At 72.0% G+C, this 16,614-nt stretch carries 13 protein-coding genes; 4 read left to right on the top strand and 9 right to left on the bottom strand.

Annotated features, from left to right (window positions below):
- Positions 1-319: 319 nt before the first annotated feature.
- Positions 320-1,369 (bottom strand): RDD family protein, encoded by a 1,050-nt coding sequence (locus AB0M08_RS05175; protein WP_364488663.1) that lies wholly within the window; start codon positions 1,367-1,369, stop codon positions 320-322.
- Positions 1,370-1,558: 189 nt separating this feature from the next.
- Between AB0M08_RS05175 and AB0M08_RS05170 the strand changes: the two genes are divergently transcribed.
- On the top strand, positions 1,559-2,626 hold the full coding sequence (locus AB0M08_RS05170; RefSeq protein ID WP_364488660.1) for a DUF6348 family protein: 1,068 nt from the start codon (positions 1,559-1,561) through the stop codon (positions 2,624-2,626).
- Here AB0M08_RS05170 and AB0M08_RS05165 read toward each other — a convergent pair.
- The 4 genes from AB0M08_RS05165 to AB0M08_RS05150 form a co-directional block, all read right to left on the bottom strand.
- The gene (locus tag AB0M08_RS05165; RefSeq protein ID WP_364488657.1) at positions 2,623-3,525 is read right to left on the bottom strand and encodes a serine hydrolase; all 903 of its coding nucleotides are present in this window, start codon (positions 3,523-3,525) and stop codon (positions 2,623-2,625) included. The two genes, AB0M08_RS05170 and AB0M08_RS05165, sit on opposite strands and share 4 nt — an antisense overlap.
- Complete coding sequence (locus AB0M08_RS05160) at positions 3,522-4,874, bottom strand: M14 family zinc carboxypeptidase (protein ID WP_364488654.1); 1,353 nt, start codon at positions 4,872-4,874, stop codon at positions 3,522-3,524. The genes AB0M08_RS05165 and AB0M08_RS05160 overlap by 4 nt, the downstream gene beginning before the upstream one ends.
- Before the next feature lie 282 nt (positions 4,875-5,156).
- Entirely contained in the window at positions 5,157-7,100 is a 1,944-nt protein-coding gene (locus AB0M08_RS05155; protein ID WP_364488951.1) for an ABC transporter ATP-binding protein, read from the bottom strand.
- A gap of 2 nt (positions 7,101-7,102) precedes the next feature.
- A complete protein-coding gene (locus AB0M08_RS05150) occupies positions 7,103-8,917 on the bottom strand; it encodes an ABC transporter ATP-binding protein (RefSeq protein ID WP_364488651.1) in 1,815 nt (604 codons plus the stop codon).
- Between the two features lie 148 nt (positions 8,918-9,065).
- Here AB0M08_RS05150 and AB0M08_RS05145 point away from each other — a divergent pair, with 148 nt between their 5' ends.
- Both AB0M08_RS05145 and AB0M08_RS05140 read left to right on the top strand, forming a co-directional pair.
- Positions 9,066-10,697 (top strand): diguanylate cyclase, encoded by a 1,632-nt coding sequence (locus AB0M08_RS05145; RefSeq protein WP_364488648.1) that lies wholly within the window; start codon positions 9,066-9,068, stop codon positions 10,695-10,697.
- Positions 10,698-10,751: 54 nt separating this feature from the next.
- Positions 10,752-11,990: a lamin tail domain-containing protein gene (locus tag AB0M08_RS05140; protein ID WP_364488645.1), complete on the top strand. Its 1,239-nt coding sequence runs from the start codon at positions 10,752-10,754 to the stop codon at positions 11,988-11,990.
- Here the strand turns inward: AB0M08_RS05140 and AB0M08_RS05135 are convergent.
- From AB0M08_RS05135 to AB0M08_RS05120, 4 genes are all read right to left on the bottom strand, one after another.
- On the bottom strand, positions 11,987-12,637 hold the full coding sequence (locus AB0M08_RS05135) for a thymidine kinase (protein WP_364488642.1): 651 nt from the start codon (positions 12,635-12,637) through the stop codon (positions 11,987-11,989). The two genes, AB0M08_RS05140 and AB0M08_RS05135, sit on opposite strands and share 4 nt — an antisense overlap.
- Before the next feature lie 73 nt (positions 12,638-12,710).
- The gene (locus tag AB0M08_RS05130; protein WP_364488639.1) at positions 12,711-13,067 is read right to left on the bottom strand and encodes a hypothetical protein; all 357 of its coding nucleotides are present in this window, start codon (positions 13,065-13,067) and stop codon (positions 12,711-12,713) included.
- Positions 13,068-13,083: 16 nt separating this feature from the next.
- Positions 13,084-14,577 (bottom strand): NAD(P)/FAD-dependent oxidoreductase, encoded by a 1,494-nt coding sequence (locus AB0M08_RS05125; protein WP_364488636.1) that lies wholly within the window; start codon positions 14,575-14,577, stop codon positions 13,084-13,086.
- A gap of 388 nt (positions 14,578-14,965) precedes the next feature.
- Positions 14,966-15,805: a LysR family transcriptional regulator gene (locus tag AB0M08_RS05120; protein WP_364488634.1), complete on the bottom strand. Its 840-nt coding sequence runs from the start codon at positions 15,803-15,805 to the stop codon at positions 14,966-14,968.
- Between the two features lie 82 nt (positions 15,806-15,887).
- Between AB0M08_RS05120 and AB0M08_RS05115 the strand changes: the two genes are divergently transcribed.
- Entirely contained in the window at positions 15,888-16,613 is a 726-nt protein-coding gene (locus AB0M08_RS05115) for an SDR family oxidoreductase (protein WP_364488631.1), read from the top strand.
- Position 16,614: the final 1 nt, after the last annotated feature.

The raw sequence follows: 16,614 nt of genomic DNA, 5'->3' as shown, positions 1-16,614 counted from the left end.
GTGGACCCGGTCGGGCGGTACCCCGCGGACGGTGAGCCGGCGGTCCGGGGTGCCGCGGCCGGTCGGCTGGCGATCCGGGGTGCCTCGGGCCCGTCGGCTGGCGATCCGGGGTGTCTCCGGCGCCCGAGAGACCCGTGAACGCCAGCCGCGCCGGGAAAGCTGGCGCTCACGGGTCTCTCCGGCCTGCCGAGGCACCCCTGACCACCAGCCGCGAAGATCATCCCCGCGGTTGATCATGGAATGTCGATCAAGTCCGGCCGGTCGTGTCCCGTACCCGCGCGAGTACGAGACACGACCCTCGGCCGGGGAGGAGCGGTGGTCAGCGGTAGACGACGATCGACTCGACCATGCGGTCGTGCAGGGTCTTGTTGCCCTCACCGAAGATCATCAGCGAGTCGACGAACCAGAAGATGCCGAACGAGAGGTTGCTCGCGATCGCGCTGACGAATCCCTTGATCACGAATTCGCGCAGCGCCATCCGGCCCCAGCCGAAGACCTCGCCGGTCGTCTCGTTGACCACCACCTGGCCGAGCAGCTGCTTGGCCGGGGTCTGCCCGTTGGACCAGGTGAAGAGCGACCAGATGATCCAGCCGAGGCCGAGCGTGATGAGCGCCAGCACGAAGTCCAGCACCGTCGCACCGAGCCGCGCACCCGGTGAGGCCAGCCGGAGGTTGCCCGGCACGAAGCCCGGCGCCTTCCCGTACGGCGCCTGCGGGTAGGGCTGGTAGGGCGCGACCGCCCCGTACTGCGGCGGCGGGTACCCCTGCGGCGCCCCGGAGGCGGGCATCCCGGAGACCGGCGGCACCGGGTAGGCGGCGGGCTGCCCCGGCGCGGGCACTCCCGACACCGGCGGGTAGGGCTGGCCGGGGTAGGGCTGAGCCGGGTAACCCGGCGCGGGCGCATAGCCCGGAGCGGGATACGCCTGGCCCGGAGCGGGGTACGCCTGGCCCGGCTGCCCGGAGACCGGCTGGCCCGGCACCGGATATCCCGGCGCGGGCTGGCCGGGGTAACCGGGGACCGGAGGCTGCGGGTACGCCTGGGTCGGGTCGTAGACGGGCGGCTGCGGGTACGCCTGCGTGGGGTCGTAGGTGGGCGGCTGCGGGTACGCCTGGGTCGGGTCGTAGACGGGCGCCTGCGGCTGCGTCGGCTCGTAGCCGGGCGGGGGCTGCCACGGCGACACCGGCGGCTGGACCTCGGTGGGATCCGCCGACGGCACCGGGGTGACCTCGGCGGTGGCGGGCCGGGCCTCGGTGACGTCGTCCGGCACCGGCCGGTGTGGCTCGGTCACGTCGTCCGCCACCGGGGCCGGCGGCGGGGTTATCGGGGCGGGAACCGGTTCGCCCGGGGCTCCGGCCGTGGGGTCAGTCATGTGTCATGTCCTAAAGAGATCGTCGCCGCCCTCGCGGACAGGCTGGCCCCGAATGATAGATGCGCGACCCCGGTCGCCGCCGACCCTGGTCTCCGGGCCGTCACCGGTACTGATCGGCGTCCCCGGGCGGTCGTGAAGGTCTTCGCCGTGGCTCTGTGAAATCGCGATCAAGGCCGTTACGCTCACGCGATGTTGGACGAGGCGGTGGCGGTCGGTGTCGCGGCGTTCTGTGAGACCGCGGAGATGCGGGCCGGTGACGAGATCCGGGCGAGCCTGATCGCGGGCGGGCTGGAGCCCTGGCTCGCCGATCGGCTGACCGTTTTCCTTCCCCTGGCGTACGGCCGTCGCCTGCTCGCCGGCATCCGGGTCGCCGACGAGTTCCTGGACGGCGGGACCACCCGGCTCCTCGCCGACGAACCGGTCTTCGCCGCCGCGGCGGAGCGCGCGCTGACCGCCGAGAACGCCGAGATCGAGCGGATCGCCGGGTACAGCAGCGAGGTCGCCGCCGTGGTCCAGGCGCTGAACGGCGGCGCCCAGCCCGGTGACCTCGCGCTGGGACCGGTCGGGCTCGGCGCGCCGCTTCCCGAGGCGGGCACCGGCAGTGGTGGCGTACCCGCCCCGGCCACCGTCTTCGCGCACTGGATGGCCGCGTACGGCGTGCCGCTCGACGGCGAGATGCGGCTGGGCGAGGCCACCTTCCGGGCCGCGCTCGTCGCCCACCCGCGGCCCACCCCGGACCTGGTGGTCGCCCAGGTCGACTTCGCCGTGGACCACCCCGCGCTGGCCCGGCCGTGGATGGTGGAGAGCTGCGCCGGTGTCGCCCCCACCTGGCGCGAGGCGATCTTCCAGTGCCTCGCGATGTTCGAGCGGGCCGTCGCCTACCCGCTGATCGGCACGCTGATCGACCGGGAGGCGGCCGGGGAGCACGTGCACTGGGAACGGTACGAGCACCCGGGCGGCGCGTTCGAGATCTGCCTCGGCGCCCAGGTCGACCTCTTCGCCACCGAACCGGTCCCGTCGGCGGAACCCCTCTTCGACCGGCTGCTCGCCGCGTTGCGCGAGGTGCCCCTCACCCGGGCGGTGCACGCGCTGCGCTTCTTCACGGCGTACGAGAAGACGCGGTTGATGACGAACGAGGTCTTCCTCGACGGAGAACCGTGGGACGCGGGCATGAAGGTCGCGGCGGCGGCCGGCTCACCGCTGCCGAACGGGATGGTGGGCGTGCGCCTCTTCGCGTTCCTGCTGCCGGCCGGCTAGTCGATTCCGGAGAGGACCAGGTCGTAGAGCGCGTCGAGCAGGGCGTCGTCCTGCTCGGTGTGCGCGGTGACGGTGACGACGGCCCGGCGGCGCGGGTCGACGACGACGAACTGGCCGTACTTGCCGTCCATCCGGTACGTGCCGTCACGGCCGAGCCAGACGCCGAGGCCGTAGCCGCTGCCGTAGTGGACGTCATCGGTCACGCTCGACGTGTCGACCGACTCGGCCGGGATCCGCTCGACGAAGGCGGCGGGGATGATCCGGCGGCCCTCCCACTCGCCGCCCTGGAGGAGCAGCCGGCCGAAACGGGCCAGTTCCCCGGTGGTCAGGAAGAGGTCGCTCTCGGCGAGCGGGAAGCCCAGCGGGCAGGTGTGCCACCCGGGATGGTGCAGGCCCAGCGGCGCGAAGAGGCGCGGCTGCAGGTAGGCGCGCAGGTCGGCGCCGGTCACCCGGGCGATCACCCGGCCGATCGCGTACGGGCCGGAGCCGGTGTAGAGGAAGCTGCCGCCCGGCGCGGCGGCCATCGGTGCGGCGACGAACGCGTGCAGCAGGTCGGGTACCTCGATCGGCTGGTACGTGAACCACTCGTGGCTGGAACCGCTGGTCATGGTGATCAGCTGCCGGAGCGTGACCTCGGCGAAGCCGTCCGCGGCGATCGTCCGCAGCTCGGGCAGATGATCGAGAACGCGGTCGTCGAGGCTGAGCCGGCCCTCCGCCTCGGCGAGACCGGCCGCCACCGCGGTGAAGGTCTTCGACACCGAGTAGAGGTTGACCCGGTCGTCCGAGCGGAACCGGCGCTCCAGCGGGTCGTGCCCCTCCCGGTGCAGGTGGATCCCGTACGCCCCGAGGTTCTTCTCGCGGTTCGCGTGGACGAAGGCGTCCAGAAGGTCGTCAGTCACGGGTCCGACGATATGACCTCGGCACCCCATACCCGGCCGTCGGGTGTTCGCCCGGTTTCGATCAGGGCGCTCGCCAGGCCGCGCTTCGGCTGGTGCATGTCGAGCAGGAAGTGGCCGCCCTCCCGGGTCATCCGGATGTCGTGCGCGATCAGGTGCGCGACGAGGCGGGTCTCCTGGGCCGGGATCAGGTACGCGCGGGGGATGCCGTCCATCGCCGGCAGGCCCGCCCAGCCCTCCCGGAAGCGCGCGATCTGAGCCTCGATCAGCGCGGTGCGGTGGCGGTCCGCGTACCCGATGAAGGCCTCGATGGTCGCGGCGGCCACGTCGACGTTGACCTGTGCCCGGCTGCAGCGTTCGGCGGCGGGCAGGTCCGGGTCGTCCGGGTTCGGGAGGTTGACGATGTGGCCGGACGAGCCCTGCAGGTCCGCGTACATCGGGGCGAGGATCCCGTCGCGCACCGGCTCGTCGATCCGCGCCGCCAGGCCCAGCTTCTCGACCGCGGCGAGCATCGCGTGATCACTGCCGTCCGGGGCGCGTACCGGCTCGACCATGGTCTCGCCCAGGTAGCCGTGCTCGTCGAGCATGGTCACCGGCTGGGTGCCGATCACCACGTCGCGGACCGCCCGGGTCTCCGGCTCGGTATCGGTCACGTGATCCCGGTTGAGATCCGTGCCGTCGGCGTTCTCCCTGGTCCCGGCCACCCGCCCATCGGGATTCCCGGTCACCGTCAGGTAGAGCCGGGTCCGCCGCAGCAGCGCCGCCGTGGTCTTGTCGGCCGCGGTCGCGAGCCGCTCGATCACCCGTAGCGCCCCGTCGGTGCCCTCCGGCTCGTCGCCGTGGATGTTCGCGTTGATCCAGATCGGCGCCTTGTATCCCCTGGTCAGCGCGGTGTCCCGCTCCGCGGCGTCCGGATCGTCCTCGATCTGCGTGCGCCAGCGCCCCTGCCGGGCCGTCTCGGCGGCGGTCTCCGGCGCGGTCACCGTCACCAGATAGAGATCACGCCCCTGCACCGACCGCCCGACGACCTCCGCCGACACCCGGTCCGAGACCGCCTGCAGCGCGTTCAGCCTGCTGGCGATCTTCGCGTACGACACCAGCCCGATCTGCGCCGCGCTGTCCCGCGGGTCGTCCGGATAGACGTGCAGCGTGACGTGCCGGGGATAGCCCCCGTCCCCTGGTGTCCAACTCCGATCGGCCCCGTCCACCGGCAGTTCGGCGGCGGCGCGGGTCGGCGGGATCGACTCCCGGAGGGCGCTGGTCGCCCCCGGCACCAGCCCGGCGGGCACCGCGAGAAGGGCGCACGCGATCAAGGCCGCGCCGATCCCGGCCAGGGCTCGCGACAGGTCCACGGCCTACCTCCGTCGGGACTCTCCCCACCCCCACCAGCACAGCAGATACACAGTGATCTATATAGTCGGAAGGTCATACTATCTAGGTCATTCTCCGCCGTCCCGTGTTGTAAACGATTTGTTCCCAGCTCGTGTCATGCCCAGCTCGTGTCATGCCCAGCTCGTGTTCGTGCACCGCCCGGGTTGCGCGCGGGTCGTCGCGTGCACAGCCCGGTGATGCGACGGCTGGTGAGGCGGCCGGGCGGTGGCGGTGGGTGGCGGCGAGCGGTGGTGGGGTGGGCTTCAGGCGGGGGAGTGGGATTGCCAGGTGGCGTACATGGTGGCGTAGTGGGCGTTGAGGGTCAGCAGCTCGTCGTGGGTGCCGGACTCGAGGATGTGGCCGTCGGAGATCAGGAGAATGCGGTCGGCGCGGCGGGCGGTGGAGAGGCGGTGGGCGACCAGGATGGCGGTGCGGCCCTCCAGGAGGCGCTGGACGGCGGCCTCGACCCGGAGTTCGGAGCGGAGGTCGAGACTGGATGTCGCCTCGTCGAGGACGACCACGCGTGGGGCGGCCACGAAGACGCGGGCCAGGGCGATGAGCTGGCGTTCGCCGGAGGAGACGGACTGGCCCCGCTCGTGCAGGAGGGTGTCCAGGCCGTCGGGGGAGCGGGTCACCAGGTCGCGGAGGCCGACCGCGTCGACGGCGGCCTCGATCTCGGCGAGCGGGGCGTCGGGGCGGGCGAAGGCGATGTTGTCGCGCAGGGTGCCGGCGAAGAGGAAGGGCTCCTGGGGTACCACGCCGATCTGGCGGTGGAGTGAGTCCAGGGTGACGTCGCGCAGGTCGTGGCCGTCGATCAGGACGGTGCCGGTGTCCGGGTCGTAGAGGCGGGCGACCAGCTTGGCCAGGGTGGACTTGCCGGCGCCGGTCGGGCCGACGCAGGCGATGGTCTCGCCGGGGGAGATGTGCACGGAGACGTCGCGCAGGACCGGGCGGGACGGGGTGTAGCCGAACGTGACGTCGCGCAGCTCGATGCGGCCGCTCGCCGGCGGCAGCGGGATCGCCTGAGGGGATTCGGGTACGCCCGGAACCGTGCCGAGCAGTCCGCGGAGCTTGCCCAGCGCGGCACGGGCCTGCTGGTAGTTCGTGTAGAGCTGGACGAGCTGCTGGACGGGCTGGAAGAAGGCGTTCAGGTAGAGCACGAACGCGGTCAGCTCGCCGATGGTCAGCTCGTCCCGGAGCACCATCCGGCCGCCGATGAGCAGCAGCGCGGCCAGGCCGAGCAGGCCGATCACCGACGTACCGGGTCCGTAGACGGCGTTGATCCGGCCGGTGTGGTCGTTGGCGTCCCGGTAGGCGCCGACCACCTCCCGGTGCTCGACGACGTTGCGGGTCTGCTGGTTGTGGGCGGTGATGACCCGTACCCCGTAAAGGCTTTCGGAGAGGTGGCTGAAGAGGGCCGCGATGGCGTCGCGCTGGCGGTTGTAGCCCAGGTCGGCGGCGCGGCGGAACCAGATCGACAGGGCGAGGAGCGGCGGGACCACCAGCAGCAGGGTGATCGCGGCGAGTTCGGCGTCGTAGTGCACCAGGACGGCGGTGACCACGACCATGGTCAGGCCCTGGATGAGGAACTGGGCGAAACCCTCCTGGAGCAGCTGCTGGAGGGCCTCGACGTCGGAGGTCATCCGGGTCATCGTGACGCCGGCCTTCTCGGTCGTGTAGAAGTCCAGGCTCAGCCGCTGCAGGTGGGAGAAGACGCGGACGCGCAGGTCACGGGTGACGTAGGCGGCGAGGCGGCCGCTCTGGCGGATGCGCACGCCGGACGCGACGGCGGTGAGCGCGACCGCGGCCAGGAAGGCGACCGCCGCGGCGACGAGGACGCGGACGTCGCGGGCCACGATGCCGTGGTCGATGCCGATCTGGACGAGCAGCGGACCGGCCTGGAGCAGCAGCGCCTCGGCGAGGACGGCGACGGCGGCGGTGGCGAGGACGGCCGGGCGGTTCGCGAGCAGGGACCAGAGCGTGAGCCGGGTGGTGCCGGGACGCTGGTGGAACGGCTCGTTCGGCGCGGGGTGCGGCGGCTCGCCGGATTCCAGGCGGGCGACGCCGGCGGCCAGCTCCGGCGGGATGCCGGCGAACGGGGTGCCGGACTGCTGACGGTCCCGCCGGCCGGCGCCGACGCCGCCCATGCCGCCGATCGCGCCGGATCCCGGTCCGCCGCCGGGGCCGCCGAATCCTCCTCCGAACATGCTCACGCGACGGGCTCCTTCTCTCCGGCGGCGGCACTCTCTCCGGCGGCGGCACTCTCTCCGGAGGCGGCCAGGACCCGGGCGTAGCGCGGCTCGGTGGCGAGCAGCGACGCGTGGGTGCCGTCGGCGACGACGCGGCCGCCGTCGATCAGCAGGACGCGGTCGGCCAGGTTGATCGTGGCGAGGCGGTGGGCGACCACGATCGTGGTGCGGTGCCGCATCAGGTCGCGCAGGGACTCGTGGATCTCGTGCTCGACGCGGACGTCGACGGCGCTGGTGGCGTCGTCGAGGATCAGCACCGGCGGATTGACCAGCAGGGCGCGCGCGATGGCCACCCGCTGCCGCTGGCCTCCGGAGAGCGTGTAGCCGCGTTCGCCGACGACCGTGTCGTACCCGGAAGCAAGCTCGTGAATGAAACCGTCGGCGCCCGCGGCACGCGCCGCGGCGATCACCTGCTCGCGGGTCGCCTCCGGGCGGCCGAAGGCGATGTTGTCGTGCAGCGACACCGAGAAGAGGAACGGCTCGTCGGGCACGATGCCGACCCGGTCGCGGAGCGTGGCCAGCGGATAGTCGCGGACGTCGACGCCGTCCAGCTCGACGCTGCCCGCGCTGACGTCGTAGAAGCGGGCGGCGAGGCGTCCCACCGTCGACTTCCCGGCGCCGGTGGCGCCGACCAGGGCCACCGTCTCACCCGGGCGGATGTGCAGGTTCAGGCCGTCGAGCGCGAGCGTTCCGTCGGGGTACGCGAACCGGACGTCCCGGAAGAGCAGGTCACCCTCGGGCGACGGGGCGACCGGTGCGGCGGGCTCGACGATCTCGGCGGGCGTGTCCAGGATCTCGTAGATGCGCTGGGAGGAGGCGGCCGCGCGCTGCCCCATCATGATGATCATGCCGAGCATCCGGAACGGGGGCTGGAGCATCAGCACGTAGGAGTTGAACGCGACCACGGTGCCGACGGTCGCGTGACCGTTCAGGACCATCAGGCCGCCGACCAGCAGGACCAGCGCGAGACCGAGCCGTGGCATGTTGTCCATCACCGGGATCCAGCGGCTGCGGATCCGCGCGTCGGTCGTGTACGCCCACCGCACCCGGTCCGCGGCACCGGCCAGCGTGTCGATCTGGCGCTGTTCGGCGGCGAACGCCTTGACGATGCGTACGCCCTGGATGTTCTCGTCGACGACGGTGGCGATGCCGGCCAGCCGGGACTGGATCAGCCAGGAGACCGGGAAGATCGCCTTGCGCATCCGTACACCGAGGACCGCGATCGCCGGCATGGTCAGCATCGAGACCACGGCGAGGAGCGGGTTGACCGCGACCATCAGCGCGAACGCGATCACCGCGATCAGGCACTGCACCAGGATCGACGGGCCGAACGTGAGGTACATCTGGACGGCGCGGATGTCCGAGGTGGCCCGCGACATCAGCTCGCCGGACTGGACCCGGTCGTAGAAGCCGTACGACATCCGCATGAAGTGGCCGAAGACGATCGTGCGCAGGTCGTACTCCAGCTCATAGGCCGTACGCAGGAGGTAGAGCCTCGCCAGGTAGTTGATCACGCCCTGGGCCACCGCCAGGCCGGCGATCAGCCAGACGTAGCCGGCGAGGCCGGCGGTGTGGGCGACCAGCGCGCGGTCGATGCCGATCCGGACCAGGTTCGGGATCTGGACCTGCACGATCAGGCCGGCGAAGCTGAGCGTCAGCGACGTGGCCAGCAGGGTGCGGTGCGCGCGGAGCAGCGGCCAGGCGCGCCGCAGCCAGCTCTTCGAGGGGTCGGGATGGATGCCGGCCTTCGGGGCGCGGCGCGGGGTGGAGGACAAGCGGCGCTCCTTACCGGATGGGTCTTTAGCCTAGCTAACGATCTCCCGTGCCGGAAAGGCCACCTTGCCGTGAGCCCCGGGTGCGGGGACGATGACCGGGTGAGGGGCGGAAACCTACGATGCGGGAGACCTGAGCCGATGGAGCGGCGTGATCGGAGTCGCCGTGACGCGGGTGCCCGGCGGTAACGCCGCCGCTCCTGCCGCTTTCGCGGCCCGGGCCGCGGAACTCGACGACCTCGAGGACTGGGTCGGGCGGGATCCCGCCGGACGCGCGGCACGCGCCGCCGAGGTGGAGCTGGACGCGGCGAACGACGGCGACGACGTGTCCCGGATGCGGGCCCGGCTGATCCAGGCCGACGTGGCGGAGCGGACCGGATCGCTCAAGGCGGCCGCCGAGGCGATGTGGCTGATCAACGAGTGGGCGCAGGCGCACGGCATCCGCTACCTGATCGCGCGCAGTCACCTGCTGCTCGGGCGCACCTACCGGAACCTGGGTGACGTGGCGGCGCTGCTGGAGCACGCGGTCGCCGCGGTCGAGGCCCTGGAGGACTCGGTTCCGCCCCGTCGGCGGTTGCCGTACGTGGTCAAGTACGCCGACGCGCTGACCGAGACCGGTTCGATCGAGGCGGCCCGCGAGCGGTACCGGCAGGCCGAGGCGCTCGCCCGGCACAGCAGCGACATCCGCGACACCATCATGGTGCTGAACAACCACGCGTACGCCGAGTACCTCGCCGACGAGCCGCAGCAGGCCTGGGCGGTGATCCGGCGGATGCGCGCGGTCGCCGCGATGAACGGGCACCGGCTCGACCCGAACGACCTGGACACCATCGCCAGCGTGCAGATCGCGCTCGGGGCGTACGCCGAGGCCGAGCACACCATCCTGACCGCGATCGCGGCGTACCCGGACGGGCCGCAGGAGGCGGACTCGCTGCCGGAGTTCCTGCTCACCCTGGCGATCACCCGGCGGCTGCAGGGCGAGACCGGGGCCGCGCAGGACACCCTGGACGAGTGCCGGGCGCAGTGCGAGGCGCACGGGCACGGCGAGATCATGGTCCGGGTGATGCAGGAGCAGGCCGAGCTCTTCGCCGCGATCGGGGACTTCGCGAGCGCGTACGCCGAGTACAAGCGGTTCCACGCGGCGGAGAAGGACGTGCTCTCCGCGGCCCGGGAGGCGCAGGCCCGCAACCGGCAGGCGCTCTACGAGGTCAACGAGGCCCGGCAGGAGGCCGAGCAGTTCCGCGAGCAGGCCCGCCGCGACCCGCTCACCGGGCTGCGCAACCGCCGGTACGTCGACGAGCAGCTGCCCGGCATGATCGCGCACGCCGGGCGGACCGGGGTGCCGCTCTGGGCCGCGCTGCTCGACCTCGACCACTTCAAGCGGATCAACGACCAGTGCACCCACGAGGTCGGCGACCGGGTGCTGGTCGACGTGGCCCGCCTGCTCGCCGAGGCGGAACCGGCGGGTGGCATCGCGGCACGGCTCGGCGGGGAGGAGTTCCTGCTGGTCGTGGGCGGGATGGACGGGGACGAGGCGAGCGCGTACCTGGAACGGGTGCGGATCGCGGTGGCCGGGTACGCGTGGCGGCCGGTGACCGGGGACCTGCCGGTGACGGTGAGCATCGGGGCGGAGGCGGTCACCCCGGGGATGACCCAGGCCGAGCTGCTGGCGGGGGCCGACGTCCAGCTCTACGAGGCGAAGCGGAGCGGGCGGAACCGGGTGCGTGTCTCCCGGGCGGCTCTCGAGCGTACCCGGAAGTCCCGAACCGCAAGCGTGCGCTGACCGCACCCGGACGGACTCCCTCAGAAGGTCTGACCTCGGACCGATCTATCGGGCGTGCTGCGCCGTCTCGCCTCCCTGGTGACCGCTTCCGCCCTCGCCCTCGCCGGGTTGCCCGCGACCGGCGCCGCGGCGGCGACCGGGATGTGCCGGCAGGCCACCGGGAGCCCGCGCTGCCAGGTCTGGACCGGGAAGGTGGCCTGGGTACCGGACGGCGACACGCTCCTCGTCGACGTCAACGGCGACGGCACGAAGACGCCCGTGTCGATCCGCTTGATCGGCGTACAGGCGATGGAGCAGCACGTCTACTCGCCGCAGCCCGCGAAGCGCCGCGGCGAGTGCCACAGCCTGGAGGCGACCGCGCGGGTGGAGTCGATGGTCCGGGCGGGCAGGGGCGTGGTCCGGATGACCGCGATCAACTCCGGCAGCTCCAGCCGCAACCGGCCGCTCCGATCGGTCTCGGTAAAGATCAACGGCACGTGGCAGGACATCGGTCTCGATCTGGTACGCAACGGGTACGCGCTCTGGCTGCCGTTCGGCGGGGAATGGGCGTGGGACTCGACGTATGAGCTGGCGTCGGCGTACGCGTCACACGAGGGTAAGCGGCTGTTCGACACCGACTCGTGCGGGTCGGGCCCGTCGCAGGCCGCGAAGCTGACCGTCTGGGCGAACAGCGACGCGGACGGCGACGACGACCTGAACCTCAACGGCGAATGGATCAGAATCGGTAACCCGACGGCGGCGGACGTACCGGTCGGCGGCTGGTGGGTCCGCGACTCGGGGCTGCGGCGGTACACGTTCGCTCGTGGAACCGTGATTCCGGCGGGCGGGGCGGTCTACGTGCACGTCGGCTCGGGGACCGACACCGTGACCGACAAGTACTGGGGGCTGACCTCGCCGATCTTCACGAACGTGGATCCGGGGCGGCATGTGGTGGGGGACGGGGCGTACCTCTTCGATCCGCAGGGGGATCTGCGCGGCTGGATGATGTACCCGTGCCGGGTGGCGTGCACGAGCCCGCTGAAGGGCAAGGTGTCGCTGCGGGTGAGGTACACCTACCCGGAGAGGATCGAGCTGGTCAACACCGGTGCGGAGCCGGTCGACCTGCAGGGGCACGTGGTGTTCGGCCGGCCGTATCTGCAGCGCTACCTGAGCACCGACATCCTGCGGCCGGGCGAGGCGCGCGAGGTCAGGCTCGGCCCGGGCCGCCAGTTCATGGACGACGCGGGCGGCTCGGTGGAGCTGCAGACCGCCGACATGTGGACCGTCGACCGGGTTTCCTGGGGTACGGGCTAGATCTCGTGGGCGGGGCCGGGCTCGCCGTTGCGCCAATGACGGCGGCAGAGGACCCGGTAGGCGACCGCGGCGGTCTCCGTGGTGTCGCCGACCGCGACCTGGGCGCCGGCGCGGGCGACCTCGCCGTCGACGATCCGGGCGTTCTGCCGGCCCGGGCGGCCGCACCAGCAGGTGACCTCGACCTGGAGCGGGACGATCACGTCGGAGAGCTCGATCAGTCGCTGCGCGCCGGGGAAGAGGTGCGAGAGGAAGTCCGTGATGATCGCGTAGCAGTCGATGTCGACGCCGAGCTCGTCGGCGGCCCAGGCGAGCTGCTCGACCTGGTCCGGCGTCAGGAACTGGGCCTCGTCGGCGATCACGAAACCGCCGGCCGGGACGCGCGCGGTGACCAGCTCGGCCAGGTCCATCGACGGGTCGACCTCGATGGCGTCGGCGGTCACGCCGAGGCGGGACGACATGATGCCCTCGCCGGCCCGGTCCTGGCTGGTCAGCAGGATGCCGGGGCGGCCGGCCTGGGTGCGGTTGAACGCGTTCTGCAGGGCCAGGGTGCTCTTGCCGGAACCCATCCGCCCGGTGAAGAGGGTCAGCGTCCCGAAGACCGGGGCGAGCGCCGGCTCTCGGGGTGCGAGGACGCTGGCGACGGTCACCGGGATCAATCCAGGCCTCTTTCGTGCTGGTCTGCGGGGGCCGGTACACGCTACATCGTCCACCGGCGTCGGGTTACCGCCGGTCGACGGTCAGGTTGGAGACGCCCGACGTGAGGTCGATGTCGTAACGGCCGGTGGCGGTGGCCCAACCGGGCGGGGTGAAATCGGTGCCTCCGGTTATTCCGGTGTGACGTACACCGTCGATCGTCGCGGTGCCGGCGCCGCCGCCCACCCGGACGCGGACCGGTGCGTCGCCGGTCACGTGGACCGTGAGCTGCGACGCACCGCCGGCCAGCGTGACCGTCATGGTGCCGGCCACGGGCGGCAGGGCGACCTCGGCGAGGCTGGTGCCGGCGACGACGCGATCGTCCCGGTCGTCCCGGTGTCCGCAGCCGGCGGTCACGAGGGTCAGGACGAGAAGGAGGGCCATGGGGCGCATGCCCCGTTCAGTTCCCCGATGGGCGCGCTCCCGTGTTCTCCTCCCGCTTGGCCCGCGTCGCGGCTTCCCCGGTGGTGGCGTCGGCCTTCGGGGCCTCCTCCTTCCCTGCCTCCTCTTTCTTCCGTGCCTCCTCTTTCTGGGGGGACTCGACCGCGTCGTCCCGGCGGAACGGGTCGCCGTAGAGGCGCATCGCGCGCCGGGCGAACGCCTGCTGCTGGGTGGCGACCCGCTCCGACCGGCCGCGGCCGATGAAGCTGACCGCCCAGTGCAGCACCGCGGTCACCCGGTTCTTGAAGCCGACCAGGTAGAACAGGTGCACCGCGACCCACACCACCCAGGCCGGGAAGCCGGAGAGGTGCACCTTGCCGATGCTGGCGACCGCCGAGAAGCGGGAGATCGTCGCGAGGCTGCCCTTGTCGAAGTACCGGAACGGCTGGCCCGGCTCCCGGTCGCCCAGACGTCGCTTGATCTGGTCGGCGGCGTGCCGGCCGGACTGGATCGCCACCTGGGCCACCCCGGGCAACGGCTTACCGTCGGCGCCGGCGAGGTTCATCATGTCGCCGAGCACGAAGATCTCCGGGTGGCCGGGGAGCGTGGTGTCCGGCTCCACGAAGACACGTCCGGCCCGGTCGGTCTTCGCGCCGGTCGCCGCGGCCAGCTTGCCGCCGAGCGCCGGTGCGGCCACCCCGGCGGCCCAGACCTTGGTCACCGAGGGGATGCGGTGCCGGCCGTTCGCGTCCTCCACCTCGATGCCGCTCGCGTCCACACCGACCACCTTGGTGTTCAGCTGGACCTCGACGCCGAGCTTCTCCAACTGCTCCTGCGCCCGGGTGGAGAGCTGGTCGCCGAAGGTGTTCAGCACCGCGCCGATCGCGTCGACCAGGATGATCCGGGCGTCGCGCGGGTCGATGTGTTTGTACTGCCCCGCCAGGTTGCGGTGGGCGAGCTCGGCGATCTGGCCGGCCAGCTCGGTGCCGGTCGGGCCCGCGCCGACCACCACGAAGGTCAGCCAGCGCTTCGCCGCCTCCGGGTCGGTCTGCAGGTCGGCCACCTCGAACGCACCGAAGATCCGGGCGCGCAACTCCAGCGCGTCGTCGATGCTCTTCATGCCGGGCGCGTAGTCGGCGAACTGGTCGTTGCCGAAGTAGGACTGCGACGATCCGGCGGCGACGATCAGCGTGTCGTACTCCACGGTGTAGTCGATGCCCGGCCCCGCGACCGAGACGACCTTCCCGGTGACGTCGACGTCGGTGACCCAGCCGAGCCGGATGTCGACGTTGTCCTGCCGCTTGAGCACCTCGCGGATCGGGGGCGCGACCTCGCCCTCGGAGAGGATGCCGGTCGCGACCTGGTAGAGAAGCGGCTGGAAGAGGTGGTACGCCGTCCCGTTGATCAGGGTGATGTCGACCGGGGCGTTCCGCAGCGCCTTGATCGCGAACAACCCGCCGAACCCGGCACCCACGACGACGACGCGATGGCGCTGACCCTGTTGTTCCCGCATGCCTGCTCCCGTTGTTCTACGGCGCTGATGCCACTCGGTACAGCGTTGATCCGCCCTCAGGTATGCCCCTGGGCGGTGGTCGCACACACGTCACATTGATCACCCTCCTCGGCCGCGGCAAGCCTTGACTGTGGAAAGGACAGCGCCATTCCCGGTACGACCGAGTTCCGCGTCTTCTTTCCTCCGGTGTGTGTCTTCTTTCCTCCGTCGTGTCAGGTGCCCGGGCTCCACGGCAGAGCGGCGCCGTGCCGGATCGGCTCGCCGTAGAACTCCGGTTTCGGCGGGTCGAGGAGCAGGCCGAGCAGGGGACCGGGGGCCTCTTCCACTCGACCTGCTGAGGCGGCGAGGGGTGGGAAGGGCCGGGCGTAGAACGAAGAGGGAGGGGTGGTCAGAGCCGGGTCGCGGTCTGGATCAAGGCGGCCAGGGGGCGGGAGCGGCTCTGCGGGGGCCAGGCGATCACCGTGGTGACCCGGGGGGCGTCCAGGATGGGGACGGCGACGATGGCCCCGGTGAGCTGGGTGCGGACGGACTCCGGGAGGATGGCGCGGATCCGGCCCAGGGTGATCAGCTGGAACAGCTGGGTCGCGTCGAGGACCTCGGGGCCCGGACCGTCCGGGTAGGTGCCGTCGTGCCGGGGCCAGCGGGGCATCGGCAGGTCCGCCAGGTCGTCGATCTCGGACATCAGGACGTGCGGGCGGGTGCTCCCCGGGTGCCCGGCGGGTAGCAGGAGGAGCTGGCCCTCGGTGCCGAGCTCCTCGGTGTCGAAACCGGACGTGGCGTCGAAGGGGCGGTGCAGCAGGGCCACGTCGGCGCGGCCGGTGCGGAGCAGGCCCTCCTGTTCGCCGGGGCGGCAGAGCAGGATCTCGACCGGGACCGAGCCGGGCTCGGCGGCGTACGCGTCCAGCAGCTTGGCGAGCAGTTCGCCGGTCGCGCCCGCCTTGGTGACCAGGACCAGGCCCGCGGTGCCGGCGGCGGCGCGGCGGGTGCGCTGCTCGGCGGCGTCGACCGCGTCCAGGGCGGCGCGGCCCTCGCGGAGCAGGACCGTACCGGCGCCGGTCAGTGTGACGCCGTGGCTGTCGCGCTCCAGCAGGGTGGCGCCGAGACGGCGTTCCAGCTGCTGGATGGCCCGGGAGAGCGGGGGCTGCGCCATGCCGAGGCGGCGCGCGGCCCGGCCGAAGTGCAGCTCCTCGGCGACGGCGACGAAGTAGCGCAGTTCCCGGGTCTCCATGCCGCCTACGATACCCGCCGGGTATCGCCGCGAACCCGATCGGTGTTGGCCGCGTGTGCCCGCCACGGACAGGATCGATGGCATGAGCGAGACGACGATTGCGCTGGTCACCGGCGCCAACAAGGGGATCGGGTACGAGATCGCGGCGGGCCTCGGCGCGCTCGGCTGGAGTGTCGGGGTGGGCGCCCGCAGCGCCGAGGCCCGGGACGCCGCGGTGGCGAAGCTGCGGGCCGGCGGGGCCGACGCGTTCGCGGTGCCGCTGGACGTGACCGACGACGCGAGCGTGACGGCGGCGGCTGCGCTGTTCTCGGCGCGGTACGGGCGGCTGGACGTGCTGGTCAACAACGCCGGGATCACCGGGGGGATGGCGCAGATGCCGACCACGGTGGACCTCGACGTGATCCGTGCCGTGGTGGAGACGAACGTGCTCGGCGTCGTCCGGGTCACCAACGCGATGCTGCCGCTGCTGCACCGGTCCGCCGCGCCCCGGATCGTGAACATGTCCAGCGGGGTCGGCTCGCTCACCAAGCAGAGCCGGCTCACCGCGGAGACCGGCCCGATCGGCGCGGCCTACCCGACCTCGAAGACCTTCCTGAACGCGATCACGGTCCAGTATGCGAAGGAGCTCGCGGAGACGCCGATTCGGATCAACGCGGCGTGCCCGGGCTACTGCGCCACCGACCTCAACGGTTTCCGCGGCACCCGCACCCCGGCCCAGGGCGCCGCGATCGCCGTCCACCTGGCGACACTGCCCGGCGACGGCCCGTCCGGCCGCTTCTTCGACGACGACGGCGAGGTCCCCTGGTGAC

The organism is Actinoplanes sp. NPDC051851, assembly GCF_040681165.1.
Taxonomy (GTDB): Bacteria; Actinomycetota; Actinomycetes; order Mycobacteriales; family Micromonosporaceae; genus Actinoplanes.
This window is presented reverse-complemented; position numbering and strand designations above follow the sequence as displayed.